Genomic DNA, 23,160 nt, shown 5'->3' on the forward strand with positions numbered 1-23,160 from the left:
TTAAGGGATTAACCATTAAGGCCGATACGCTTTATGAAACTCGCCATCCTTTACGATCGCTAAAATTCGGTTTTGCTCTTCGAGTATTCCGACATCACTAATTGGGTCGCCGTCAATCAACAAAATATCGGCAAGGTAGCCCTCTTTAATCAAGCCGAGCTCGTCACCCATTTCCATGATCTGGCCGCCATATTTTGTTGCCGCCTGGATTGCCTCCATTGGGGAAAAGTCAAGCATGTCGACAAAGGTTTTTATATCCTTGGCGTTGGTGCCCTGAGGTGTCCATGCGAAGCCATAGTCACCCCCTATGCAGATGCGAATTCCGCGTTTATGCATTTTTTTCATGGTTTCAATGCAATTTTCAAGCTCTCGCTCATACTCGATTGCAAGGGGAGAGCCAGGCTTAATACCCCATTCTTCCGCATGCCGTGATGTGTTGATTAGCCAGGCTATACCGGGTGCAACGAAATGTTTGTCTTTCGCGGCCTCGAGCATGTCGAGCGCTTCCTCATCTGCGAATGATGCATGGTATATATTTTCGATACCGTGACGAACACATTGCTTAATTGAACCAGAAGAACGGGCATGTGCGGCAAGGGTTTTGTTCCGGCAGCGGGCTTCCTGAACAGCCATTGCTATCTCTTCCTCTGACATCGGTGTTTCTTCCGCCCCAACACCTGCAATGGTCTCTCCAGAGAGATTGAGCTTGATCGTGTCAACGCCATACTTAATGAGTGTCCGCACAGTTCGCCGAACTTCTTCCGGGCCTGAAACGACCAGACCAAGATTCAAGCCTTCATGAGGAATATGGGAAGGTGCGGAATCGCCAAGACCGCCAACCGTCGTGATCTCTGGACCGGCAGACAAATAGCGCGGGCCGGGATAACGGCCTTCGTTGATGAATCGTTTGGCGACAACATCCAGCCTCGGCTTCGCTGCCGCCGCCCCACGTCCTGCAGTAAAACCTGAATCCAGCACCAGCTTGGCCATCTCCATGGTTACCAGCATATGTTCTTCAACTTCCATAAATTGTATTGGGTCAATCCCTGGGGCATTATTCCAGGAAAGATGCAGATGTGAATCTATCATTCCCGGCATCAGTGTCGCGCCTTTGCAATCGATGACTTCGGCTCCCTCATTTGAGAAGGCCCGCTGATCAGAGGAAGCGCTTTCTTTGATTATTTCCTTAATCCGGTTACCTTGAACTAATACATCGCCTGCGTAGGGCGCGGCTCCTGTGGCATCCAAAATCTGCGCGTTCTTGAATAGTAAGTTTTTGCTGTCTGACATAGCGCCCTCCCAATATGATCTTTTCGACTTATTGTTGGTTTCGTAAATGACTATCTAATTTCAGCTTTTCAGGAGAAACTTTGTAAGCAGCGTATTTACCTCACCAGCGTTTTCCATAGTCGCCCAGTGGCCGCAATTTTTGATGATTGACAGTTCAGAATTGGGAAGGTTTTCTGCCAACTGTTCCGCCATTGCGACGGGAGCTACAGGATCGCCATCCCCTGTCACCAACAAGGTAGGAGTTTGTATGTGCTTCGCGTCGATGGCTTGAGCGGCCGATAGTGCTTCGCACGTCCGTGCGTAGCCTTCTGCGTCTTGTCGCATGACACTTTCTCGCACAAAGGACAATACCTCTGGTTTCGTTTCACGTGTTAGTGGTGAGAGAGTATTTGCAATGATTTGGTCTGCAATGTCGGACATTCCGTTATGACGTGCTGCTTCTGCTCGTGCTTTCAGTCCAGCTCTGGCAGCTTCCGGTGGTTCTATGATTGCACCGAATAGTGTCAGGGACGCGACCAAAGCACTATTTTCCAAGGCTATCTGTTGGCACATGATGGTCCCCATTGAATGCCCAACAAAATGGGCGCACGTAACGCCGAGTTCATTGATGGCGTTTACGATTTCTGTTGCAAGGTATCCAATGGAAAGAGCCGATAATGGAACGGCTGACCGGCCGGCGCCTGGCAAATCGATACGTATAACTTTATAGCCTTCAAGTGCCTTCATTTGAGGCTGGTAACTGTTTGATGTGCCGCCAAGTCCATGAATCATGACAACCGGAAACCCATCGCCTTCTACGTCACAAACGCAGGCACCTGCTTTAATTGTTGCCATCAGTTGATCTCCTGAAAGGTGTTTTCTAATGTGCCGATTCCGTCAACCTCAATTCGGACTGTATCTCCAGCTTTAAGGTATTTGGGCGGGTCGAATCCAATTCCGACGCCCGCGGGTGTTCCGGTGGCGATGATATCGCCCGGCATCAAGGTAATGCCTTCGGAAATCGTCGAAATAATTGTTGGAATGTCGAAGATTAGAAGTCCGGTGTTCGAGTTCTGGCGCAGCTCGTTATTCACGAAACACCGGATGCAAGCCGTTTCAACATCGATTTCATCTTTCGTAACTGCCCAAGGGCCCATTGGGCAGAAAGTATCCTGCGATTTTCCAATCAACCATTGACTATACTTTCCTTGTAGATCTCGTGCCGTTACATCGTTAATAATCGAATAACCCCAGACGTGATCAAATGCATTTTCCGGTGCAATTCCCTGTCCGCCCTTGCCAATTATGACGGCGAGCTCGGCTTCATAGTCGATTGCTGTCGAAACGGCATTATTAATGATAACCTCTTCGCCATTTGCGACGACTGTTTGAGGCAGTTTTGAAAAAATGATGGGATTTTTCGGTACGGCACCAGCCGAGGCACTTGAATCGAACCCGCTTTTGGCAAACTCATGCGCATGTTCGTGGTAGTTTTTGCCGACACAAAATATGTTTCGAAGCGGGACTGGAATAGGCGCCTCAATCTGAACGTCAGTCAGGGGGATGGGCGCCAGCGTCTCTGGTAACCCAATTGCATTTTCTCGCAGAATTGAAAGTAGTCCAGTCGAGGCAAGTTCTGATGGTACCGAAAATGGTGAGACAGATTGGCCGTCTTCGCTAATCAAGCCGACCTTTCTTTCCTCGTTAATTGAAAATGTCAGTATCTTCGCCATGAATTTTGCGTCACCTATTTGTATTTCCAAAATAATGATAATTATTTTGGAAGAGTGAAAAATTCCGGATTAATTCATAAATCCGGACTTTATTATTTGATAAATGCGGCTTTATACATAATGGTTCCATTGACAAAACGTTTTGTCAAGAAGTTTGTGAGTAGGGCGGTCGCACTATTCTGATCAAAGGGATAACTAGGGTGATTTTTCGGCGATAGGCGTTTATTAGATGCCCTTCAAAAGAGATCAATCAAATCGGTAACCCGAAGGGAGTGTGGCAAGCGTAATGAGTTACTTTCTGATTGAGGACGAACCTCGTAAATTCAGGTCAACAGGAACAATATGATGGTTCTTATGTTTGAGTCCTTCGATCTCATCAATCAAAAGAGTGGCGGCGTTTACACCGACTTCATTCGGATGGAGATCCAGTGCGGTCAGGGGTGGAACGACGAGGCGAGCTGCATCACTATCGGTTCCCGCTGTAATCAGACAGTCATTCGGTACTTTCAGCCCAAGGGATTCGACCGCCATCATGGCGCCCATTGCGTATCGGTCCGTGACGCAATGAATGGCATCGGGCTTCATTGATCCCGAGAAAAGGTCAAGTGTCGCGTGGTAAGCAATTGTTTCATTGATACCGCCTTCAAGTTGCCTGTCCATTGGAATTTGACCACGCTGCACGCACCATTCTTTGTAAGCTTGCAATGTTTCAAGGCTATAAGAGTAATCCCCAGGAGTAGTCAGGAGGGCAATCTGTTTTGCGCCATTTTCTGTAAGGTGTTCTAAAACAAGCAAAATTGCCTTTACGTTGTCATTATCCACCCATAGGCCATCTTCGGCCTCCTGATTTGTATCTCGGCCAGTCGTGACAACGACGATATTCTTGTTCTTTAATTCTTTAATGAGTGGATCGCCGCTGATGGGATCGATAAGAATAACGCCATCGGTTCCCGCCCAATCGGACTCGTGATTGTTTGCCGTAAGCAACATTGACAAATGATAACCTCTGGCGGCGGCGACGTTTGATGCGCCTGCGACAATCTGGATAAAATATTCGAGTTCAATCAGCGATACTTGGTGTGCGGATGAACGCGAATGTTGAATCGCGATGTGTCCCGTCCGGCTGCTTTGTAAGCTGCGCGCTGCGGCGCTTGCTTTGTATCCGAGTTTGTTCGCAAACTCCCGAACTCGCTTGGCCGTTTCGGCGTCAATGCGACCTTTTCCATTAAGGGTATGAGAAACAGTCGTTACGGAAACGCCGGCTGCCGCAGCGACATCGCGAATAGTGGTTCGCTTCACCATTTTGTCAAATCCATCGAAAACTTCCAAAGAACTGCTGTGATATAACACATCAAGAAAAATAAAACAAAGCACTTGACAAAACGTTTTGGCTACGGATATCATTTTAAAATAAGAGTTATCAGTGTAGATTTTAAGTAATAAATCTACTTTAATAAAGTATATATATTGTTATCAAACAATAGAATTATGCGTAGGAACAAAAATGACCAATCTGGATTTAGATTCTTTATGTAACCGTGACTATAAAGTGGTTACGAAAATTGACCCTAAAAAAACGGTTCTTCTCGTTATAGATATGCAGCGGTTTTTCCTTGAACCGGGCCAGCCTGCCTATTTACCGGGTGGTGATGGCGCGCCATCGGGAGAAGAGGTCATTGCACCAAGTGCCAAGGTTATCGAGTGGTGCCGTGAAAAAGGTATTACTGTCATGTACTCCAAATGGGGGCTGCGTGGTGATGGATGGGATGTTGGCCGGTGGGCTGATAAGTGGCCAACCTGGAAGGCTGGGACGCCGGAAGGCCCTGCGTGGCCACCGGAAGGTGCTGAGTCTTCGGGGCGTTTCCGCAATTACTCTTATGCGACAGATATTGTTCGCGAATTGGAGCCCGCTGAAGGCGAACTGGTATTGGCGAAGAGCCGTTATAGTTCGTTTGACGGAACTATTCTTGATACCTCGTTACGAGAGCGTCCAGAGGTTGACACGATCCTCATGATCGGTGTGACAACGGGTTTCTGTGTTCGCTACACCGCCAATGATGCTTTTGCCCGCAATTATCGCGTTGCGGTTATCGCCGATTGTACATCTGCGGTAAATGACCCGCTTTTTGAGGAAGGAGGGGCCGGGCAGTATGTTGCCGCCCTGAGAGACATCTCGATTGGTCTTGGCGACGTTATGTCGAGCGAGGAACTCTTTAAGATGTTGTAACGACCCAACGCCACGATAAAAAACACATCGTGGCGTTGTTATTTTTGGTGCTCGAGAATCAAGGATCTAGTGGAGTTTAAAGCTGTTTTTGTGCGCATCAATCACCGGGTGACGAGGCGCGTGTCGCGTTGATGTCGAATTTTTGTCAATATGCAGGAGGTAGCACGTTATGTCTAAAACTGAGAAACCAAACCATCTCTCTGGGGCGTCGCTAAGCCGCCGCAGATTTGGCAAGCTTGCGATTGGCGCGGCGGTCGGTGGAACTGTGTTGCAGGCGCCATGGATTATCTCTGCTCGCGGCGAGGAAACCGTTAAACTGGGTGGCCTATTTCATATGACAGGGGCCGGATCTGTTTGGGGGCCGTCCATGCAGCAATGCATGGAATACGCCATTAATGAAATCAATTCGTCAGGCGGCGTTCTTGGTCGTCAATTAGCGATGTTGGCAGAAGATGATAATACCAGTCCGGACGTGGGTATTCAGAAATCAACCAAGATGATCCAGGCGGATGGTGCAAAAGCCCTGTTTGGTGTGGTCTATTCGAGTGTTCGTGCGGCCGTTGCGGCAAATGTGGCAACGCGGTTCCGGGTGCCATATTTTTATCCGACGTATTGGGAGGGCGGTACATCTTGCGGGCGTTATTATGTCTCAATGGGTGCGGTTCCAAACCAGCAGCTTGATTATTTCATTCCATATCTCGTCGAGAAATTTGGACCTCGTATCTATTGCGTTGGCCAGGATTATATTTGGCCACGCCAGTCGATCGAAATTGTCGAAACCCTGCTGAAAAAGCATGGCGGAGAATTGGTCGGAAAAGAATTCGTCCCATTTGACCAAAGTGACTGGTCGTCTGTTATCCGGCGTATCAAAGACGCCAAGCCTGACGTATTCTTCCCCTTTATTGGCGGCGGTCTTGTCGACTGTATTAAGCAATATTATGATTTTGGCCTTGGCGATACTGCAATTGCGTCGACCCTGATGGATGAGTTGTTTGTTCCGGCGTTTTCACCTGATTTACGCAAAGGTATGCAGTGTTCCGTATCCTACCTAATGGACCTAGATAATCCTGTGAACAATGCCTTTGTCTCAGGCTTTAAGAAAGCCTACGGTGAAGATGCTGTGTTGAATAACATGGGTGAGGCACTCTACGATAGTGTGCATCTATGGAAACTGGCGACTGAAAAGGCTGGAAGCTTCGATGTTGAGGAAACCGTCGACGCTCTTGGCGGAATAAGTTTTAACGCCCCACAGGGTGAGATCAGTATTCAGGCAAGCTCTAATCATGCCGCTTTGCATCAGATTATTGCGGAAGTACGCGCTGATGGCAGCTTCGAGGTGTTAAAGGATTTTGGCAAGGTTGAGCCGGTAACAGACTGTAAAATTTAATCATCAATAAAAGTTAGAAAATTGCCGGCACAAGGGGGAAGCTAAGTTATGGAAGCAATTGTTATTCAAACACTGAATGGCGTTAGTTTAGCTTCTATTCTTGTCCTGACATCCCTTGGGCTGGCTGTTATCTTCGGTATGCTTGGTGTCGTTAATCTTGCCCATGGCGAGCTGTTTATGCTTGGGGCATATGCTGTAGCGACGATGAATATGTTTGGTCTCTCTCCCTGGTGGGGATTATTGGTGGCGCCAATTGTGGTTGGGGCTATCGGAATGTTGATGGAGCGGACTATTATTCGTTGGCTCTATCACAGACCGTTGGACACTTTGCTCGCTACTTGGGGTGTTTCAATTGTTCTTCGGCAAGTAGTTCGCCTTATTTATGGTACGGGGCATATGTCTTCCACATCCCTGATGGTTGGCAGCACGACAGTGTTCGGCTACGAATACCCTATTTATCGATTGTTCCTGATTGGAATTACTGTCGTGATTGTACTTGTTACATTCCTCCTCTACTTCAAAACCAATTTCGGGCTCAAGATCAGGCTGGTAATCAGTAATCGGAGCATGGCTCGCGCGCTTGGTATTAATACCAGTAAAACCGATATGTGGGCTTTCGGCATCGCTTCTGCATTAGGAGGTCTGGCGGGTGCAATCATGAGCCCGCTTGTTACAATCGACCCGGAGATGGGCCTTACGTTTCTAGCCAAGGGCTTCATTGTCGTCATCGTTGGCGGTATCGGCAGCCTTTATGGCGTCATCGCAGGAGGGGTGGTGATTGGCGGCGGGGAAGCGGCAATCTCTTTCTTGCTTAGGCCGGTTGTAGCCCAGATTATCATTGTACTTCTGGCTATCGTGATTATCCGGGTACGTCCGAAGGGAATTACAGGCGGATGAGTAATAACCTTCTGTACAAACAGCCTAAAAGTTGGGCCTTGGGTATCCTGCTGTTGGCATTATGCCTATTTCCACAAGTGTTCAGCGGATACCAGACGTCATTGCTGGCCAAATTTCTGGTCTTCGGCATCTTTGCGTTGAGCCTTGATTTGATATGGGGATACTCGGGTATTGTAAATTTCGGGCACGCTATTTTCTTCGGCGCCGGCGCGTACGCAATGGGTATTGCCCTAAAGTATCTGCCTTTCGCCGGTGCGACCTATTTGGCAGTTATATTCGCAATCCTTGTGCCCATGATAATTGCCATATTGCTGGGCTATTTTCTTTTTTATGGTCGGGTCGGCGGCGTATTTTTTGGGGTGGTGACACTTGCGCTTACGGGTGTGGTTCAGTCAATTATCATTGTGAGCTCGGACCTGACGGGGGGAATGAACGGACTGTTTGATTTTCCACCGCCGAAGCTTGGTATTCCCGGAATTCTCGAGTTTGACCTCTATTCACCTACAGTCGCCTATTATACGGTATTGGTATCCGCTATCGGCTGTTACCTTCTGGCAAAATATATAGTGAATAGCGATTTTGGCCGGGTAATCCAGGCAATCCGTGAAGATGAAGACCGGGTAGAATTTCTTGGCTATAACGTGCCTTTCATGAAGGTTGTTATTTTTGCGATTGCCTGTGGCATGGCTGGTTTCAGCGGGGCGCTTTATGTCCCTCTCGGATTTATTTCACCAGACCTGCTAAGTATTGAACGATCTGCTGTTGTCCTGGTCTGGGTCGCAGTGGGCGGGCGCGGAACTCTCGTAGGCGCATTTGTCGGAACACTGGTTGTCAGCTATCTGCAAACTTTCCTTTCCGATCAGTTTGTTGTCCTTTGGCTGTTGTTCATTGGGATGCTCGCTATTCTCGTTATTCTAATCTGGCCATCGGGAATTGTCGGCTTTGCCAGGACGCACCCTTTCAAATCACTAATTTTGTTTAAACGGTCATAAGTGGCAGAATTTATGCTTCAGATTGAAAATCTACATAAAAAGTTCGGTGGATTGACTGTCATGGATGGTTTGGACCTGAATGTAGCGAAAGGGGAGACACGTTGTATCATTGGCCCGAATGGTACGGGAAAGACGACGCTATTCAATTTAATTACCGGTAGGATAAAACCAGATTCTGGCGAAATTAACATTGGGGGTCGCAATGTTGTGTCTCGCCGGATTTATGAAATTGCGCGCCTTGGGGTAAGTCGAAAATTTCAATCCCCAACAATATTTGGTGACCTCAGCGTAGAAGATAATCTCATTATTGCCGCAATGGGTCGGCGAAGACTCAATGATTTGATTTTCAGCCGTCGGCATGGCGCCGATAGCCGAATTGAAGAAATACTGGAAAAGCTCGAATTTGGTGAGTTACGCAATCAGCGTTCCGGGGATTTATCTCACGGTCAGCGTCAGTGGCTTGAAATTGGAATGGTTCTGCTGAACGATCCAGACCTTATTCTGCTCGACGAACCGACAGCAGGAATGACACTGGCAGAGACAGCGCGCACAGCAGACCTTATTCGCCAGGTCCTGCAAGGGAAAACGACGCTGGTCATTGAGCATGATATTGCATTTGTCCGGCGGCTAGAGGCTCCTGTCACCGTGCTCTTTCGTGGAAAAGTCATGCGTGAGGGATCTTTTGAGGAGATCGCGGAGGACGAACAGGTCAGGCGCATTTATCTTGGGGAGAATCCCTGATGAGTATTCTCGAGATTAAGGATCTCGACGTTGGGTATGGGACGACAAAAATTTGCCGCTCAATTACGTTGAATGTGGATGATGGGGAACTCGTTTGTCTTCTGGGTCGAAACGGTGTCGGGAAGACAACATTGCTTCGCGGCATTATCGGGATGCTCCCTGCGACAAATGGTAATATCACTTTTAATGGAGTGGACATAACGACCGCCGCCGATTACGACCGTGCGAGAGCGGGTATTGGCTATGTGCCGCAAGGTCGGCTTGTGTTCCAAAAAATGACTGTATTGGAAAACCTGCGAAGCGGAACGATGATCGGTGGGGATAGTTTGGGATCCTATCCTGATGAAGTTTTCTCCTATTTTCCTGTCCTTAAACAACGCCTGAATCAGGCCGCAGGGACATTAAGTGGCGGGGAACAGCAGATGTTGGCTCTTGCGCGCGTTTTGTCCGGAAAGCCAAAGCTTCTTTTGCTGGATGAGCCGTCAGAAGGAATACAGCCGAGCATCGTTGCGGAAATTGCTGAAATTTTGAAACGGATCAAACGAGAAAGAGGACTGGCATTACTGTTGGTAGAGCAAAATCTTAAATTCGCGAGGTCAATTTCCGAACGGGGATATGTGATTGAAAAGGGCGGCATTGTTGCCGCGGGAACGATTGATGATCTCGCAGAAGATGACGTCGTTCGCGAACATCTGACCTTTGCAACTTAGTTTGATCTCCTGCTTCGACATTTCCGAAATGAAATCATATTCGGCTGTCTGTAATTCCGAGTAAAAGGATTCTCCATGCAATTACGCAAACTTGGAAATGAGCTTAATGTTAGTTCTGTTGGTCTTGGCTGCATGGGTATGAGCTTTTCTTATGGCGGCCAAGAAGAAAAGGATGCGATTGCCACGTTGCACCGGGCGATCGAGATCGGCATTACACACTTTGATACCGCTGAGCTCTATGGGCCTTTTGAAAATGAGATACTGCTAGGTAAAGCATTCCAAGGCCGCCGGGATAAAGTCACCATTGCAACGAAGTTCGGGTATAAATATTCTGATCACGGCAAGGGTTTTGATCGTGTGCTCGGTCTTGATAGTCGTCCGGGCAACGTGAAGGCTGCCGCTGATGCTTCACTTAAGCGTCTCAAGATTGACGTCATCGATCTTTTCTATCAGCATCGTGTCGATCCTGCGGTTCCGATAGAAGATACTGTCGGCGCAATGGCGGATCTTGTGCAGGCAGGTAAGGTCCGGGCGATTGGCCTGTCAGAGGCATCGGCGGCCACTATTCGTCGGGCACACGCTGTGCACCCGATCTCCGCTGTTCAGAGCGAGTATTCATTATGGAGCCGGGAGCCTGAGTCAGAGGTCATTCCTATGTGTCGTGAACTTGGCATAGGTTTTGTCGCCTACAGTCCTCTCGGCCGCGGGTTGTTGACTGGAAAGATGGATCAATCCGGCATGCTTTCAAGAGAAGACTGGCGGTTAACACTACCCCGGTTTCAGCCCCAAAATATGAAGGCGAATGAGAATTTGATCAAATCCCTTAACGAAATCGCATCCAGAAAAGACGTAACGGCCGCACAAATCAGCCTTGCCTGGGTCCTTCACCAAGGGAACGATATCGTCACAATTCCTGGCTCGCGAAAAATTCAGCATCTGGAAGAAAATACCAAAGCATTCGACATAGATCTTAACGACGCAGAAATTGAGAATCTCTCAAATACGATCTCATCGAGAAAAGTTGTTGGAAAACGATATTCTGATCAGGATTTGAGTCAAATCGACGGATAATGACCTGCCCTGAATAAGTCTTTTCAATTAAATTATTCAAAGGTCAATTGAAAGCCGACAATCCTTCAAACATTATAGGGCAGGGTCGTTCAATACCGTCGTGTCTTAGCTCGTACCTTGCTAGACCCTTCTTGACACCGAGATGATATATTCCTTGGAACTAACCTTAGAAGCCAATATTAGTTATTCCTTTATTATGGGAGGGATGATCATGTGGGTCCAGCAGAGCGATATGCATCTAAAACACTAAAAGCAGCATCCCACATGCAGCGTCTTTGCATGAACCCGTAAATATTCACTTTAGAGAAGGAATATTCAAGCTAGACGGCCGTCATCAGGTAAGCTGGCGATTGAATCCAGTAGGCACAGTATGCGACTTATGACTTGGGAATTCTTGAACAATAAGAACCTCAGGCTTGGGCAATCCCAATGCTCATTCGGTCCAAAGATGCCCCTTATGTCCCTTCCATTGACTATATAACCAGAAGGGACGCTTAGCGAAATGGTGTCTGGGGGCTAATTAGGATCGCCGGCGCGAGGATTGTGCGTCAGCGCTTGAGTTTAAATGGGTCTAGGGAGAACTGGCCTCTATCAATGCTATCGCAGCCTTTTTGGCATCCTGTGCCGGGTTTTCGGTATGTCCAAGATGTGCTGTCACGATCGCGCCTTCTTTTAACAGCAATAACTGACGCGTGAGCAATTTGGGGTTCGGCAGGCCCGCCTTCATGGCAATGGCGGTAAAATGAATTTCAAGCATTCGCTTGTGATCAGCAGCCTGATTATGAATGGGATGGCTGGAGTCCTGATATTCAGATGATGCTTTGATAAACATGCACCCTTTGTACCCGGGTTCATCGAACCATTCTTCCAGGGCGTCAAACATTGCTATCAGCTGCTCTATTGGAATGTCTGCCAACTCTTCAATACGGCGATATAGCCAGTTTCTGAAATACTCATCCCGCAGCCGCAATACGGCAAGGATCAGATCATCCTTCGTGCGAAAATGTTTGTACATCGAAGTTTTTGAAATTCCGGTCTCTTTTACAAGCATGTCCATGCCAGTGGCATGGAATCCGTTTTGATAGAACACTTGCAGCGCTTTCTGTACTAGCTCATCTCGTTTGGTTGGTCTCATTTTGTTGTGCCTATTTAATGACAGATCAGTACATATTATATGCGTACTTCATGTCCTGATGTCAATATTTTTTCCTATATATTACGTGGGTTTATTAGGTTTTCGCATTAGAAATGGGAGTTTTTCCATAAACATCTCTTGACAAAGTGAACCGATCTGTACATTTATAGGTGTACCGATCGGTAAGCATAGATCACCACGTCAATGCGCATCGCGTTTAACCAGATGGAGATAAACATGAAAACCTTATTGAAATTCACTTTTGGAAAACAAATTCGTGCCCGTATTTTCACACTCGCAACAGCGGCAATGCTCACAATCACTGTTCTTGGAAATGCCGTTCAGGCAGAGAATAGCGGCCTGCCAGACCCCGGTTTCGAGATTGTCCCGGGAAGAACAGCCCTGCTGGTAACAGATCCCCAAAACGACTTCCTGAGCCCAGATGGCGTCACTTGGGGTGTTGTGGGAAAGAATGTCGAAGCCAATGGTACGGTTGAAAATATTGATAAGCTCTTTGCTGCAGCCAAAAAAGCGGAGATGCCTGTCTTCATTTCACCGCATTACTATTATCCGCATGATCACGGCTGGAAATTTGAAGGCGCCTTGGAGGCCCTAATGCACAAAATTGGCATGTTCGACCGCAAGGGGCCGCTCTCAACCGAGAATTTTGGAGGGTCTGGCGCTGACTGGCTTGATCAATACAAGAAGTATATCAATGACGGTCATACGGTTGTCACCAGCCCACACAAAGTATACGGCCCGGAAACAAATGATCTTGTTTTGCAACTGCGCAAGCAGGGGATCGACAAAGTCATCCTGGCAGGTATGTCCGCTAATCTGTGCACTGAGTCTCACATGCGGGAACTTATTGAACAGGGTTTCGAGGTAATGGTTGTTCCCGATGCAACTGGCGCCGCGCAGGTACCGGGCTATGACGGCTTCGCAGCGGCTGTGACGAACTACCGCATGATTGCCAGCCACATTGCAGATACTGAAGCGACCGTCGCCGCGATCGAAGCTTCAAGCGTTAAGTAATCAGGTTTTACTTCCCCCGCTTCGCCAACAGGCGAAGCAGTCTCCGGCCATCCATATCCCCTCCCCCAGGGCATGGCCGGAGACACCCCTTCAAGTTCTCACCAAAAGGAATAAACATATGACCAGGTTCACCACCCATACAATTGAAACTGCACCCGAAGATTCCCGGCCATTTCTGAAAGGTGCAAAGGAAGCCTATTCTTTTGTCCCCAACCTTCTCGGCAACATGTCTATCTCGCCTGCATTGCTTGAAGGCTACGTAACTCTGGCCGGCATTTTCAATAAAACCAACCTGTCCGAGACCGAGCGCCAGATTATTCTGATGACCAACAATCGATTGAATGGATGCACCTATTGTATGGCTGCCCATACAACCATTTCGCAGATGGCCAAAGTTCCCGCTGACGTAATTGACGGACTGCGCAACAATACGCCGCTTGCAGATTCCAAGCTCGAGGCATTGCGTACTTTTGTTGCAAAAGTGAATGAAAACCGCGCCTGGGTTGACGACGCTGATATCGAAGCCTTTCTTGCAGCTGGCTACACAAAACAGACAGTCTTGGAGATAATCCTTGGGACCAGCCTTAAGGTTATGTCCAATTACACGAACCACATTGCCCAAACCAAGCTCGACGACGCGTTTGTCCCGAATGCCTGGACAGATAAGGAGAGGAATGCCGCTTAATCCACTGTCGGGGTCCGTACTCTGATGCGGACCCTTTTCAGCTTGATCGGCAATCTGTTTCAACCGCTCATCACAATCAAGTCTTGCTAAATTAATTGGAGATGCAAATGACTCGCCCACCGCTTCCCCCATATACAGAAGAAACCGCTAAACAAAAGGTGCGTGCCGCCGAGGACGGCTGGAATTCACGCGATCCGGCAAAGGTCGCATTAGCCTATACCGTAAACAGCAGATGGCGAAACCGGTCAGATTTTGTACAAGGCCGCGCTGAAATCGAACGCTTCCTCACACGCAAATGGCAACGTGAACATGAATACAGGCTTATCAAGGAACTCTGGGCGTTTCACGACAACCGCATTGCAGTGCGTTTCGCTTATGAGTGGCGTGATGACAGTAACAACTGGTTTCGGTCTTACGGGAACGAAAACTGGGAGTTTGGTGCCGACGGGCTGATGCAGGTGCGCATAGCGAGCATTAATGACCTTCCCATCGCTGAATCTGAACGCAAGTTTCATTGGCCGTTGGGGCGTCGACCTGACGATCATCCAGGTCTTTCTGACTTGGCATTGTAGAACCGAGGGATCCGACTCCATGGATCAGCCCAACAACAGCTAGTGCGACCAGGCCGCGTGGAATGGTCGCACCGCTTAAACCAAGGAGAATTAGCATGTCTAAACAGTATGATGTCATTATCATTGGCGGCGGAAATGCCGGTTTCGGTGTCTCTGCGGTGGCCCACGCGGCCGGAAAAAGCATTGCATTCGTTGAAAATTGGGATTTCGGAGGGACCTGCCCAAATCGAGGCTGTACACCAAAGAAGTTTCTTGTAGCTGCCGCCCAGACCCTCCATGAAATCGAGCGTGCGGAAGTCCACGCAATCAAGGTCGGAGCGCCGAAGCTTGACTGGGCCGCGCTCATCAAGCGGGAAAAGTCGATGGTCGGTTTTATTCCGGACGCGATGGCGGATCTCGCAATGAAGCGGGGTGACGTTTATCGCGGCACAGCCAGGTTTACAGGGCCAAATACCATAGACGTCGACGGTTTGGTTTTGACAGGATCCAATATTGTTATTGCGACGGGTTCTGTACCTCGGCCGCTCCCCATTCCTGGCGCGGAATATTTGGCCACCTCAGATGATGTACTCTCCAACGAAAACCAACCGGATGAAGTTGTATTCATCGGTGGCGGCGTCATTGCCATGGAGTTCAGCCATGTATACGCCCGCGCCGGGACGAAGGTGACAATACTTGAAGTCGCACCGCGACTGTTACCTCAATTGGATGAAGATGCCGTTGCGGCACTGCAGGCTGAGAGCGAACGCCTCGGCATCACCGTGAAAACAGGTGTTGAAGTCAAGGAAATCGTTAAAATTGACGGAAGGCTCCGTGTTGCGTACGCGATTGACGGCGTGGATCAGTTTGTCGACGCCGATCAGGTGGTCAATGGTGCGGGCCGGATTGCCAATGTCGACGCGCTAAATCTGGATGCCGGCAACGTCAAGCATGATCGTTTGGCGATTGAGGTAGACGGTTATCTGCGGTCGACATCAAACCCTTCGGTATGGGTGTGCGGGGATGCCCTGGTGGGTTCTGCCCAACTTTCACCAATAGCCACTTACGAAGGGCGTATCGTCGGTGAAAACATCGTATCCGGACCGTCCGTCAAGCCTGAATACAAGGCTATTCCGAGCGGCGTTTATACCGTGCCTGCACTTAGTGCAGTCGGGTTGACTGAAAAATCGGCAACCGAAAAGGGGCTGAATGTTAAAGTGACGACCAGCGACATGACGGGCTGGTTTTCGGGCAAGACATATGCGGAAACTGTCGCTTATGCCAAGGTCATTGTTGATGAAGATACGGATCGCATCATAGGAGCCCATATGGTGGGACACCACAGCGAAGACTTGATTCATCATTTTGCCATGGCCATTCGCTACGGGATACCGGCGAGCGATCTTAAAAGCGACATATTCGCCTTTCCAACCTTCTCTTCAGATATCAAGAGCATGTTTTAGAAAGGCGGCAAGTATACCAGGCGCCGGACGTATTGCAGCTGCTCGATATTCAACCGTCCAGCATAACGGTCGCGGCTTTTCCTTACGAACACGCCAGGACGCTGCCCCGTAAATCCTAATAGAAATTTGATCCGGCTTATCACCGTTCAATGCACATGTCGGATCACCACGTGCGGTAGCGTGATCACTATGGTCTTCAAAGACGGCCGCGCCCGCAAAACCGCCAACATCTGTTGGTTCGCGCCGCAAGCTGGATGCCATGCGGATATTACTCAACCCGCCTGGATGGGCGATAAGTTAAGAAGGAATTTTAAAATGAAAACCACGAACACATTGATTGCTGCTGCAGCATTTGTTGGCATATTCTCTGTTGTACAAACGGCTTTCGCCGTGGATGAGTATAATGTCACAAAAGGGACGACGGTCGATGGACACGGTATCTCTTTCCGAGGCAATGACGTTGTTGCTATTGCCTCTGGCTTGGGTGTGGTGCCAGGCCAGGCCAAGTATACTTTCGTACATGATGGCGTTGCCTATTATTTCGCTTCTGTAGAAGCTATGAACAAGTTCGAAGAAGACCCTGAAAAATATATGCCTCAATATGGTGGATATTGCGCCTATGGTGTTGCGTTGGGCAAAAAGCTCGATGGCAGCCCGCGATTTGCGGATATCGTTGATGGAAAGCTCTATCTTTTTCTAAATGCGGACGTGTATCGGGCATATGAAAAGGATAAGGCTGGAACCCTTGTAAAGGCAGCCGAGAATTGGCCGGAAATACAACATGTATCGGTAGCCGATGTTAATGGGTAATAATGGTCCATCGCAATCACGAAGGAGCAGGCGCGTATAAGATATGCGCCTGCTTTATCTCCTGCTTAGATCTGGCCCAGGAGCGAAGTGACACAGTTGGGCAGGGTATTAATTACTCCAGAGCTCAAATGGCACTTTTGTCTTCTTTTGAGGAGTAGATTTGCAGAAATGGTGCCGAGTGGTGGTAACGAGCTACCGACGGACTGAAAGCCCATCGGCAGGCGATGCGAATGTTGTAATTATGGTAGCAGTAACGCAGGGTCTACAAAGTCCCCATAGCGGACAGAAGTACTTTAGAGATTTACCCCATACGGTGTAGAGCGCAAATTTTATTGCCCGATGGATCACGCAGATAGGCAAGGTAAAGATTGCTACCTTCCCGAACACCCGGGGGATCTTCACATGTGACGCCGCCGTTTGCCAGACCCGCTGCATGCCATTTGTCAGCCATTTCCGGATCTGATGCCGCAAATCCGATCGTACTGCCATTGCCGTGACAGGCAGGCTCCCCGTCGATAGGTTTGCTGATCGAGAACACACCCGTTTTTGTGCGGTAAAAACAGCGACCTTTACTGTCAATCACACCTGGTTCATGGCCTAGCGCCCCAAGGATTGCATCGTAAAAGACTTTTGCTTTCTCAACATCGTCTGCTCCAACCATTACATGACTAAACATTCTAACTCCTGTTGGTAAATAGGCTTCGTCTGATTAGCCGTTACATTATCCTGAGCATTCCCAGAATACAATCAACGACACACTGAGAAACAAGCAAAAAACCACAGAACCAAATCAAAGAATAATTAATCCTTCGAGGGCTTCCGACGCCTAGCCAGGAGCAACTTGGTGTCGGTTTAGGGTCATAGGCAGGCCAACGAACTATCCAGCCAAGTCTTCTTCGTGCATAGGCAGATCATTGTCTGGCAAACTACGCGGCGAATCATTCATGTTGCCATTCAGTTTGGGCGAGTTTGAAAAATGATGCCCAGGAACGGATTCGAACCACCGACACGCGGATTTTCAGTCCGCGTGGATTTAACTTTTTGTTAGATAGTTTATATCGTAATCCTTGCTATGAACTGAAAGTGAGGGCTATTTAATTTAGCAATTTTTGTAGCTGTTGTCGGTGCAATCGTTGGCTAGTTTTCTGGCTTTTTCTATTGCCTCTTTCGTCATTTTTTTCTCTAGACGCTGTTTGACGGTAGCTGCTTCATAATGCCCTTGTTTGGAAGCTATCGAATACCACATCAAAGATCGTTCATAATCTTTATCAACCGCCTGCCCATAATAGTACATCCGACCAAGACTGAATTGAGCATCGATGTTTCCTTGACTTGCGGCGAGCCGATACCATTTTAACCCTTCTTCATAGTTTTCCGCGACAAAGCGGTTGTTTGCATACATATCGCCTAGGTTATTTTGCGCTAATGCGAACCCTTGCTCCGCTGCTATTGTGAACCATTTGCGTGCGACAGAGTAATTCCTCGGGATTTTTCGTCCGCGAGAATAAATGAGTCCGAGATTGTTCTGAGCTATGGCGTTACCGTTATTTGCCTCTACCTCAAAATTGCTAATTGCAGCATCGTCAGATTGAAGTAGTCCTTTTCCCTCAAATTCAGCTTCTACTATGGCCACGGCTTTATCGCATTTGTCTAAATCGGGTGCTTTAATTTGAACCCAATATCTATTGCCGTCTGCGTAGCCCCTTTCGAAAAACCGATCATTCACATACCATTCTTTGATGGCTTCAATTTTGTACGCCTCGTTGCCACCAGTATAAAAGCGAGAACATAGCTCACTATAGCTCGTATTCCATCCGACCATGGAAGGGCCATGGTTTTTAAAGCTTGTGAGGTTAGTTGGGGGCTCAATTGCAGGTGTGCAGGCTGCAAGAAACAGAACTGGGACGGCAAAAAAAGGTTTCAAAGAAAAGATCCAAGATATTGATCGACCTTCAGGTAGAATATCATTCTGTATTAATCAAGTAAAATGTGAGTGTGAATGTTCGCCGAAAGCTGAAGGAATTCTAGAGATGAAACTGAAATATTCCGATACTAAACCGCCAGCAGATCACTCTCCATTTTAGCCATCTGAGCAATATCTTCCTCTGGATTGTGAAACAGGTGTCCATTGACATCAAAGGACATGTTGATAGACGAATGACCGAGCAATACGTGGACGACAACTTTTGGGAAATCTGATTCTGGGTATTTTGATGATGAAAACTGCAGAATGGAACAACTTCAAAACCTGTTTGGGCAAAAATTCCTGCCCATGTTTTCAGTATAAAACGTAACCTATGTAACCGGAATGGGCCATTAATTTTCGGAGCCAAACGACACAAAAAACCCCGCTAAGACCGCCCGGCATTTATATAAGGAAATGATGGCATTTGCTATTTTCAGAAGTTCTATTGTAGACATAGCTTGTTATAAGCGACGATTAGACAAGTGGAACGGTGCTAGAATTTAACTATCCGGCTGGGATTGATTGTGGCGAAGGAAATATGTGTGCCTCCAACGCAGGTTGAATTTACGGTGCATGGCGGTTGGGCGCTTGCACTGGCACGCTTGCTTTATACTTGTGGATGCGACGCAGAGAGCATGTTTGCCGAATGCGACTTGCCTCTTGCGGAGATTCGGAGTTCGCATGTCCGTGTTTCAGAGAAGAATATGTCTCGGCTCTGGGAGCTTGCTAAAATTAAAACAGGTAATGACGCTTTCGGCCTGGAAATGTGCAGTCATGTGACCCCCACTACCTTTCATGCCCTCGGCATTGCGCTATGGTCAAGCACCTCTTTGCATGACGCACTAATACGGCTTGCACGATTTGGCAAGGTTATGAGCAATGGCGGGGACAAGATTTTCGAGGAGCAGGCAGATAGTTATTGTCTAACCGTTTTGATACTGCGAGATCAGAACGGGCCGGTAATCTCTTATCATTCAGTGGATGCCCTGTTTTCGGCGTTGATTAGCATCTGTCGCGCTATTTTCAATCCTGACTATGCTCCGCTTAAGGTCGAATTTGAACGACCGCGGCCCAGAGATCCCGCCAGCTTCGAGAGTTTATTTAACTGTCCCGTCGTTTTCGAGGCCGATGCAAATCGGATGTTCTTCAACAAAATGACCATGCATGATCCACTGGTGACGGGTGATTCAGAAGCAGCCATCCAGGCGGAAAAGCTCACTGCCATGCGTCTCGCTGTTCAGGAGAAAGAAGATATCATCAACCGCGTTTACTGTTTGCTCATCGAGCTAATCCCCTCGGGAGAACTCAGTGAGGATCGGGTCGCTGAAAAGCTCCTTATGCCTGTACATCAGTTACGGCGGCGGCTGGCCGAAAAAGAGACGCGCTACTTGGATATTCTGGAAAATACGCGCAAAGAACTGGCTCTGCACTATATCGCTAACACTAACATCCAGCTGGGTGAGATTGCCTTTCTTCTCGGTTTTTCGGAGCAAACCAATTTCACTCGAGCGTTCAAGCGTTGGACAGGGAAAGCTCCTGGAAAATTTCGCTCTCAGCAGCGTTAGAAATTAAAAAAAGCTTACCGCACCATACTCTCCGATTCTGCGAAAAATGCCTAGTGATCAAAGTTTGTTTGCTACGGATCATACATGCAAAGCGGCGGTATCTATAGTCATCCCAAGCTCAGCGAACAAACGCTAGCGCAAAGCAATTAGCAATAATGGGAGCATATTATGGGAGCGAACATCGACGTTCTTGTTGTCGGCGCGGGTCCGACTGGAATCATCTTGGCAAATGAACTTCTTAGGCGCGGCGTTTCAGTGCGTTGGGTTGATGCGAGATCAAATCCTCTAGGTACGACTCGCGCATTTACAGTGCACGCGCGAACATTCGAAATGTTTGAGCAAATCGGCATAGCTCATAGATTTATGGAGCTAAATGCTGTCAGCCCTGGCAACCGGTTCCATATCGCGGGGCTCGATATGCTTGCTGAAGAAATGCCGGTTCTGGATTTTCGGAAGATTGAAGGCACCAAGTATAATTTCTACGGCAAAGTCAACCAACAACATATTGAGCAGCTTCTGCGTAGTCATGTGGAAGCTCAGCATAATTTTTCACCGGAATGGGATATCTCGTGCAAGTCTCTCAATCAGGATGAAAATGGAATAACGGTTGAGTTGAAACATGGCGATGGTTCTAAAGAATTTATCACGCCAACCTACGTTATCGGCGCTGACGGAGTACATAGTACGGTTCGAAATTTCGCGGGCCTTTCTATGGAAGGCAATGCCTATGCCGACGGTGCATCCGGAGATGATGACTATTTCACAATGTCTATGATGGACGTACCAATTGATGGATATGTAGGGGATGATAGTTGGATAAATTATCACTTCTCCGCCAGCGACTGGATGCTTATTACAAAACTTCCGGACGGTAACCATCGTGTCTACATCAGTGGTGGGCTAGAAAAAGAAATGTTGGCGACCGATGACCATGCCAGTGTTTTTCAGAAAGGTCTCGATATGTTTGTGCCTGGGGCCAGACTGCGTCATTCGCAACAGGCGACGACCTGGAAAATATACAAGAAGATCGCTAACGATTACAGCACCGGAAATATCTTCCTTTCCGGCGACGCCTGCCATGTGCGCTCGCCTGCTGGAGGGCAGGGAGCCAACTGCTGCATGATGGATGCCTATAATCTCGGCTGGAAACTGGCCTCTGTAGTCAATGGTTACTCGCCGGACTCAATCCTCAAGACATATGGGGAGGAGCGCAAGCCCGTCGCGCAACTAGTCCAAGGCTATGCAGAGGAGATGCATAACGTCTTATTCGATCATTCTCGCCCGTTGGAGGATCGTGTAAAAGATACCCAAGATACTGAATGGCACGACCGTTGCGTTTACGGTATCTCGGGAATTTCGCACAACTATCGAGACACGGTTTGGATACCAGACGGTATGGCCGAACTCAAAGGCGGACCAAAACCTGGGGAGCGGGCTCCGAACGTATTGTTGAGCGATCTCCCGTTATTCCATATTCATGACATCTTCCATCATGCGAGAGCCACTCTTCTCTTGATGCCGCGTGACACAAATGAAATTGATGCGGCGAAAACGCTGATGGCCAATATATCTCGTGACTATCATCATTCCGTTAAGCCGGTCATCATCAGCTCAGAACGCATCGACGGCATCAGCAGCGATAGCTGCTATGTCAATGACAAGGATGCATTGCGTGAGTGGTACGGTGAAGATGCTGAAAGCCGCATGTTTCTTGTTCGTCCGGATATGTTCGTCGGCTTCGCGGGAGCCATGAATGAGACTCAGGCGCTCGATGCTTATCTCTCACACTGGTTCAACAAAACCGGAGCCGACCACACGTCGAGGCCATCTCAATCCGCCGTTTCGATTTCAACCCACGCCGTAATAGACGGCAGCGATGTCAATGCATCGGCCTGATTTACAAATCCAAAAAGGGGAAATAACGTGAGCAATTCATCCATACAAATACCGGAAAGTCCTGCAGTCGCCCTGGCCGGTCATCATCACATCACCATCGGCGTACGTAATCCGCAGGAGGATTTCGATTTCCACACCAAAGTATTAGGCCTGAAATGCGTTAAACGCACATTGTTCTACGACGGCGCCACACCAGTATATCATTTTTACTATGGTAACGATCACGGTGACGAGAGCACGCTTCTTACTACCTTCCCATTGGAACATGTCGGCGTTGAGGCCGTTGAGGGCGTTGGTCAATGTTCCAACGTCACACTCTCCATTCCAATGCATGCCTTGGATTATTGGAAAAATCGGATCAAGGAGCATGGTATGGATGTGACGGAAAAGGAATATTTCGGCGAGACCCACCTAGAGTTCCGTTCTCCGCATGGCATCAGGCTTGCTATGGTCGGTGTCGAGGATGATGGCCGTATGCCCCGGTCTGGTGGTCCGGTCCCCAGGGAGCTTATGATACGCGGCACCCATTCCGCCGGTGTTTCCACCCGTGACATGGACTTCATGGGTAACTTCATGGAAGTAGCATGGGGGTCGCGCAAAGTCGGTGAGGATGGCAACGTTGTACGCTACGAGATGGGCGACGGTGGCACCGGAACTTATACCGATTTCTTCATTGAACCGAGCAGACCCTCGGGTAGTTGGCATGTCGGTCAGGGTGCTATTCACCATCATGCCTTCACCGTACCTACCCGTGAAGCGCAGGATAAGATCAAGTTTTTCATTGAAGGGATGGGATTCACTGATTGCTCCGAGGCTAAGGATCGCGGGTATTTTGACTCAATCTACGTGCGTACACCCTCTGGGGCATTGTTTGAGGCCTGCTGTTCACATGACCCGTCATTCCAGTGTGATGAGCCGTATGAGAGCTTGGGCACCAAGTTAATGATGTCCCCCCAAGTAGAGCAAAATATTGAAGAGACTTTGGCGATAATTGGTAAGGTCGAAGGCTGACAAGGTGAGCGCTGGG

The 23,160-nt window shown here is 48.4% G+C and carries 22 protein-coding genes; 15 read left to right on the forward strand and 7 right to left on the reverse strand.

The features are described from left to right. Window positions 1-15 precede the first annotated feature (15 nt). The 4 genes from J0X12_RS10285 to J0X12_RS10300 all read right to left on the reverse strand — a co-directional run bounded on the left by J0X12_RS10285 (window position 16) and on the right by J0X12_RS10300 (window position 4,304). On the reverse strand, window positions 16-1,290 hold the full coding sequence (locus tag J0X12_RS10285) for a metal-dependent hydrolase family protein (protein WP_207045267.1): 1,275 nt from the start codon (window positions 1,288-1,290) through the stop codon (window positions 16-18). A gap of 60 nt (window positions 1,291-1,350) precedes the next feature. Beyond that, window positions 1,351-2,124 (reverse strand): alpha/beta fold hydrolase, encoded by a 774-nt coding sequence (locus J0X12_RS10290; protein ID WP_207045270.1) that lies wholly within the window; start codon window positions 2,122-2,124, stop codon window positions 1,351-1,353. Continuing rightward, window positions 2,124-3,002: a fumarylacetoacetate hydrolase family protein gene (locus J0X12_RS10295; protein ID WP_207045273.1), complete on the reverse strand. Its 879-nt coding sequence runs from the start codon at window positions 3,000-3,002 to the stop codon at window positions 2,124-2,126. The genes J0X12_RS10290 and J0X12_RS10295 overlap by 1 nt, the downstream gene beginning before the upstream one ends. A 291-nt stretch (window positions 3,003-3,293) precedes the next feature. Next, entirely contained in the window at window positions 3,294-4,304 is a 1,011-nt protein-coding gene (locus J0X12_RS10300; protein ID WP_207045277.1) for a LacI family DNA-binding transcriptional regulator, read from the reverse strand. Window positions 4,305-4,506: 202 nt separating this feature from the next. Between J0X12_RS10300 and J0X12_RS10305 the strand changes: the two genes are divergently transcribed. The 7 genes from J0X12_RS10305 to J0X12_RS10335 all read left to right on the forward strand — a co-directional run bounded on the left by J0X12_RS10305 (window position 4,507) and on the right by J0X12_RS10335 (window position 11,027). Further along, complete coding sequence (locus tag J0X12_RS10305) at window positions 4,507-5,229, forward strand: cysteine hydrolase family protein (RefSeq protein WP_207045280.1); 723 nt, start codon at window positions 4,507-4,509, stop codon at window positions 5,227-5,229. Window positions 5,230-5,494: 265 nt separating this feature from the next. After that, entirely contained in the window at window positions 5,495-6,616 is a 1,122-nt protein-coding gene (locus J0X12_RS10310) for an ABC transporter substrate-binding protein (RefSeq protein ID WP_207045283.1), read from the forward strand. 48 nt (window positions 6,617-6,664) lie between these two features. Further along, a complete protein-coding gene (urtB, locus tag J0X12_RS10315; RefSeq protein WP_207045287.1) occupies window positions 6,665-7,513 on the forward strand; it encodes an urea ABC transporter permease subunit UrtB in 849 nt (282 codons plus the stop codon). Continuing rightward, a complete protein-coding gene (locus J0X12_RS10320) occupies window positions 7,510-8,505 on the forward strand; it encodes a branched-chain amino acid ABC transporter permease (protein WP_207045291.1) in 996 nt (331 codons plus the stop codon). The genes urtB and J0X12_RS10320 overlap by 4 nt, the downstream gene beginning before the upstream one ends. A 60-nt stretch (window positions 8,506-8,565) precedes the next feature. After that, window positions 8,566-9,246, forward strand: coding sequence for an ATP-binding cassette domain-containing protein (locus J0X12_RS10325; RefSeq protein WP_237688121.1), 681 nt, complete (start codon window positions 8,566-8,568; stop codon window positions 9,244-9,246). Further along, a complete protein-coding gene (locus J0X12_RS10330) occupies window positions 9,246-9,956 on the forward strand; it encodes an ABC transporter ATP-binding protein (protein WP_237688099.1) in 711 nt (236 codons plus the stop codon). The genes J0X12_RS10325 and J0X12_RS10330 overlap by 1 nt, the downstream gene beginning before the upstream one ends. Before the next feature lie 75 nt (window positions 9,957-10,031). Beyond that, the gene (locus tag J0X12_RS10335) at window positions 10,032-11,027 is read left to right on the forward strand and encodes an aldo/keto reductase (RefSeq protein WP_207045306.1); all 996 of its coding nucleotides are present in this window, start codon (window positions 10,032-10,034) and stop codon (window positions 11,025-11,027) included. Between the two features lie 571 nt (window positions 11,028-11,598). On the opposite strand, the gene J0X12_RS10340 is transcribed toward J0X12_RS10335, so the two are convergent. Further along, on the reverse strand, window positions 11,599-12,162 hold the full coding sequence (locus tag J0X12_RS10340; RefSeq protein WP_207045308.1) for a TetR/AcrR family transcriptional regulator: 564 nt from the start codon (window positions 12,160-12,162) through the stop codon (window positions 11,599-11,601). A gap of 309 nt (window positions 12,163-12,471) precedes the next feature. Between J0X12_RS10340 and J0X12_RS10345 the strand changes: the two genes are divergently transcribed. The 5 genes from J0X12_RS10345 (at window position 12,472) to J0X12_RS10365 (ending at window position 16,706) form a co-directional block, all read left to right on the forward strand. Further along, window positions 12,472-13,197 carry a cysteine hydrolase family protein gene (locus tag J0X12_RS10345; RefSeq protein WP_207045885.1) on the forward strand — a complete coding sequence of 242 codons (726 nt, stop codon included), beginning with the start codon at window positions 12,472-12,474 and terminating at the stop codon, window positions 13,195-13,197. 118 nt (window positions 13,198-13,315) lie between these two features. Further along, window positions 13,316-13,882 carry a carboxymuconolactone decarboxylase family protein gene (locus J0X12_RS10350; protein WP_207045310.1) on the forward strand — a complete coding sequence of 189 codons (567 nt, stop codon included), beginning with the start codon at window positions 13,316-13,318 and terminating at the stop codon, window positions 13,880-13,882. Window positions 13,883-13,983: 101 nt separating this feature from the next. Beyond that, on the forward strand, window positions 13,984-14,454 hold the full coding sequence (locus tag J0X12_RS10355) for a nuclear transport factor 2 family protein (protein ID WP_420497069.1): 471 nt from the start codon (window positions 13,984-13,986) through the stop codon (window positions 14,452-14,454). 95 nt (window positions 14,455-14,549) lie between these two features. Then, window positions 14,550-15,896, forward strand: coding sequence for a dihydrolipoyl dehydrogenase family protein (locus J0X12_RS10360; RefSeq protein WP_207045314.1), 1,347 nt, complete (start codon window positions 14,550-14,552; stop codon window positions 15,894-15,896). Window positions 15,897-16,085: 189 nt separating this feature from the next. Further along, window positions 16,086-16,706, forward strand: a complete 621-nt coding sequence (locus tag J0X12_RS10365) for a YHS domain-containing (seleno)protein (protein ID WP_207045317.1) — start codon at window positions 16,086-16,088, stop codon at window positions 16,704-16,706. Between the two features lie 301 nt (window positions 16,707-17,007). On the opposite strand, the gene J0X12_RS10370 is transcribed toward J0X12_RS10365, so the two are convergent. Next, window positions 17,008-17,382: a VOC family protein gene (locus tag J0X12_RS10370; protein ID WP_207045319.1), complete on the reverse strand. Its 375-nt coding sequence runs from the start codon at window positions 17,380-17,382 to the stop codon at window positions 17,008-17,010. A gap of 423 nt (window positions 17,383-17,805) precedes the next feature. Beyond that, on the reverse strand, window positions 17,806-18,630 hold the full coding sequence (locus J0X12_RS10375; protein WP_207045321.1) for a tetratricopeptide repeat protein: 825 nt from the start codon (window positions 18,628-18,630) through the stop codon (window positions 17,806-17,808). 566 nt (window positions 18,631-19,196) lie between these two features. On the opposite strand from J0X12_RS10375, the gene J0X12_RS10380 reads away from it, so the two are divergent. The 3 genes from J0X12_RS10380 (at window position 19,197) to J0X12_RS10390 (ending at window position 23,144) form a co-directional block, all read left to right on the forward strand. Continuing rightward, entirely contained in the window at window positions 19,197-20,237 is a 1,041-nt protein-coding gene (locus J0X12_RS10380; RefSeq protein ID WP_207045323.1) for an AraC family transcriptional regulator ligand-binding domain-containing protein, read from the forward strand. A gap of 168 nt (window positions 20,238-20,405) precedes the next feature. Further along, the gene (locus J0X12_RS10385) at window positions 20,406-22,133 is read left to right on the forward strand and encodes an FAD-dependent monooxygenase (protein ID WP_207045324.1); all 1,728 of its coding nucleotides are present in this window, start codon (window positions 20,406-20,408) and stop codon (window positions 22,131-22,133) included. A 27-nt stretch (window positions 22,134-22,160) separates the two neighbouring features. Beyond that, entirely contained in the window at window positions 22,161-23,144 is a 984-nt protein-coding gene (locus J0X12_RS10390; protein ID WP_207045327.1) for a VOC family protein, read from the forward strand. Window positions 23,145-23,160: the final 16 nt, after the last annotated feature.

Origin of the sequence: Sneathiella sedimenti, from assembly GCF_017313765.1 — a bacterium.
GTDB classification, from domain to species: Bacteria; Pseudomonadota; Alphaproteobacteria; order Sneathiellales; family Sneathiellaceae; genus Sneathiella; species Sneathiella sedimenti.

Coding starts and splice junctions, on each gene's coding strand:
- J0X12_RS10285 (WP_207045267.1), bottom strand. CDS start 1,290: ATGTCAGACAGCAAAAACTTACTATTCAAGAACGCGCAGATTTTGGAT.
- J0X12_RS10290 (WP_207045270.1), bottom strand. CDS start 2,124: ATGGCAACAATTAAAGCAGGTGCCTGCGTTTGTGACGTAGAAGGCGAT.
- J0X12_RS10295 (WP_207045273.1), bottom strand. CDS start 3,002: ATGGCGAAGATACTGACATTTTCAATTAACGAGGAAAGAAAGGTCGGC.
- J0X12_RS10300 (WP_207045277.1), bottom strand. CDS start 4,304: ATGGTGAAGCGAACCACTATTCGCGATGTCGCTGCGGCAGCCGGCGTT.
- J0X12_RS10305 (WP_207045280.1), top strand. CDS start 4,507: ATGACCAATCTGGATTTAGATTCTTTATGTAACCGTGACTATAAAGTG.
- urtB (WP_207045287.1), top strand. CDS start 6,665: ATGGAAGCAATTGTTATTCAAACACTGAATGGCGTTAGTTTAGCTTCT.
- J0X12_RS10320 (WP_207045291.1), top strand. CDS start 7,510: ATGAGTAATAACCTTCTGTACAAACAGCCTAAAAGTTGGGCCTTGGGT.
- J0X12_RS10325 (WP_237688121.1), top strand. CDS start 8,566: ATGGATGGTTTGGACCTGAATGTAGCGAAAGGGGAGACACGTTGTATC.
- J0X12_RS10330 (WP_237688099.1), top strand. CDS start 9,246: ATGAGTATTCTCGAGATTAAGGATCTCGACGTTGGGTATGGGACGACA.
- J0X12_RS10335 (WP_207045306.1), top strand. CDS start 10,032: ATGCAATTACGCAAACTTGGAAATGAGCTTAATGTTAGTTCTGTTGGT.
- J0X12_RS10340 (WP_207045308.1), bottom strand. CDS start 12,162: ATGAGACCAACCAAACGAGATGAGCTAGTACAGAAAGCGCTGCAAGTG.
- J0X12_RS10345 (WP_207045885.1), top strand. CDS start 12,472: ATGCTCACAATCACTGTTCTTGGAAATGCCGTTCAGGCAGAGAATAGC.
- J0X12_RS10350 (WP_207045310.1), top strand. CDS start 13,316: ATGACCAGGTTCACCACCCATACAATTGAAACTGCACCCGAAGATTCC.
- J0X12_RS10355 (WP_420497069.1), top strand. CDS start 13,984: ATGCAAATGACTCGCCCACCGCTTCCCCCATATACAGAAGAAACCGCT.
- J0X12_RS10360 (WP_207045314.1), top strand. CDS start 14,550: ATGTCTAAACAGTATGATGTCATTATCATTGGCGGCGGAAATGCCGGT.
- J0X12_RS10365 (WP_207045317.1), top strand. CDS start 16,086: ATGGTCTTCAAAGACGGCCGCGCCCGCAAAACCGCCAACATCTGTTGG.
- J0X12_RS10370 (WP_207045319.1), bottom strand. CDS start 17,382: ATGTTTAGTCATGTAATGGTTGGAGCAGACGATGTTGAGAAAGCAAAA.
- J0X12_RS10385 (WP_207045324.1), top strand. CDS start 20,406: ATGGGAGCGAACATCGACGTTCTTGTTGTCGGCGCGGGTCCGACTGGA.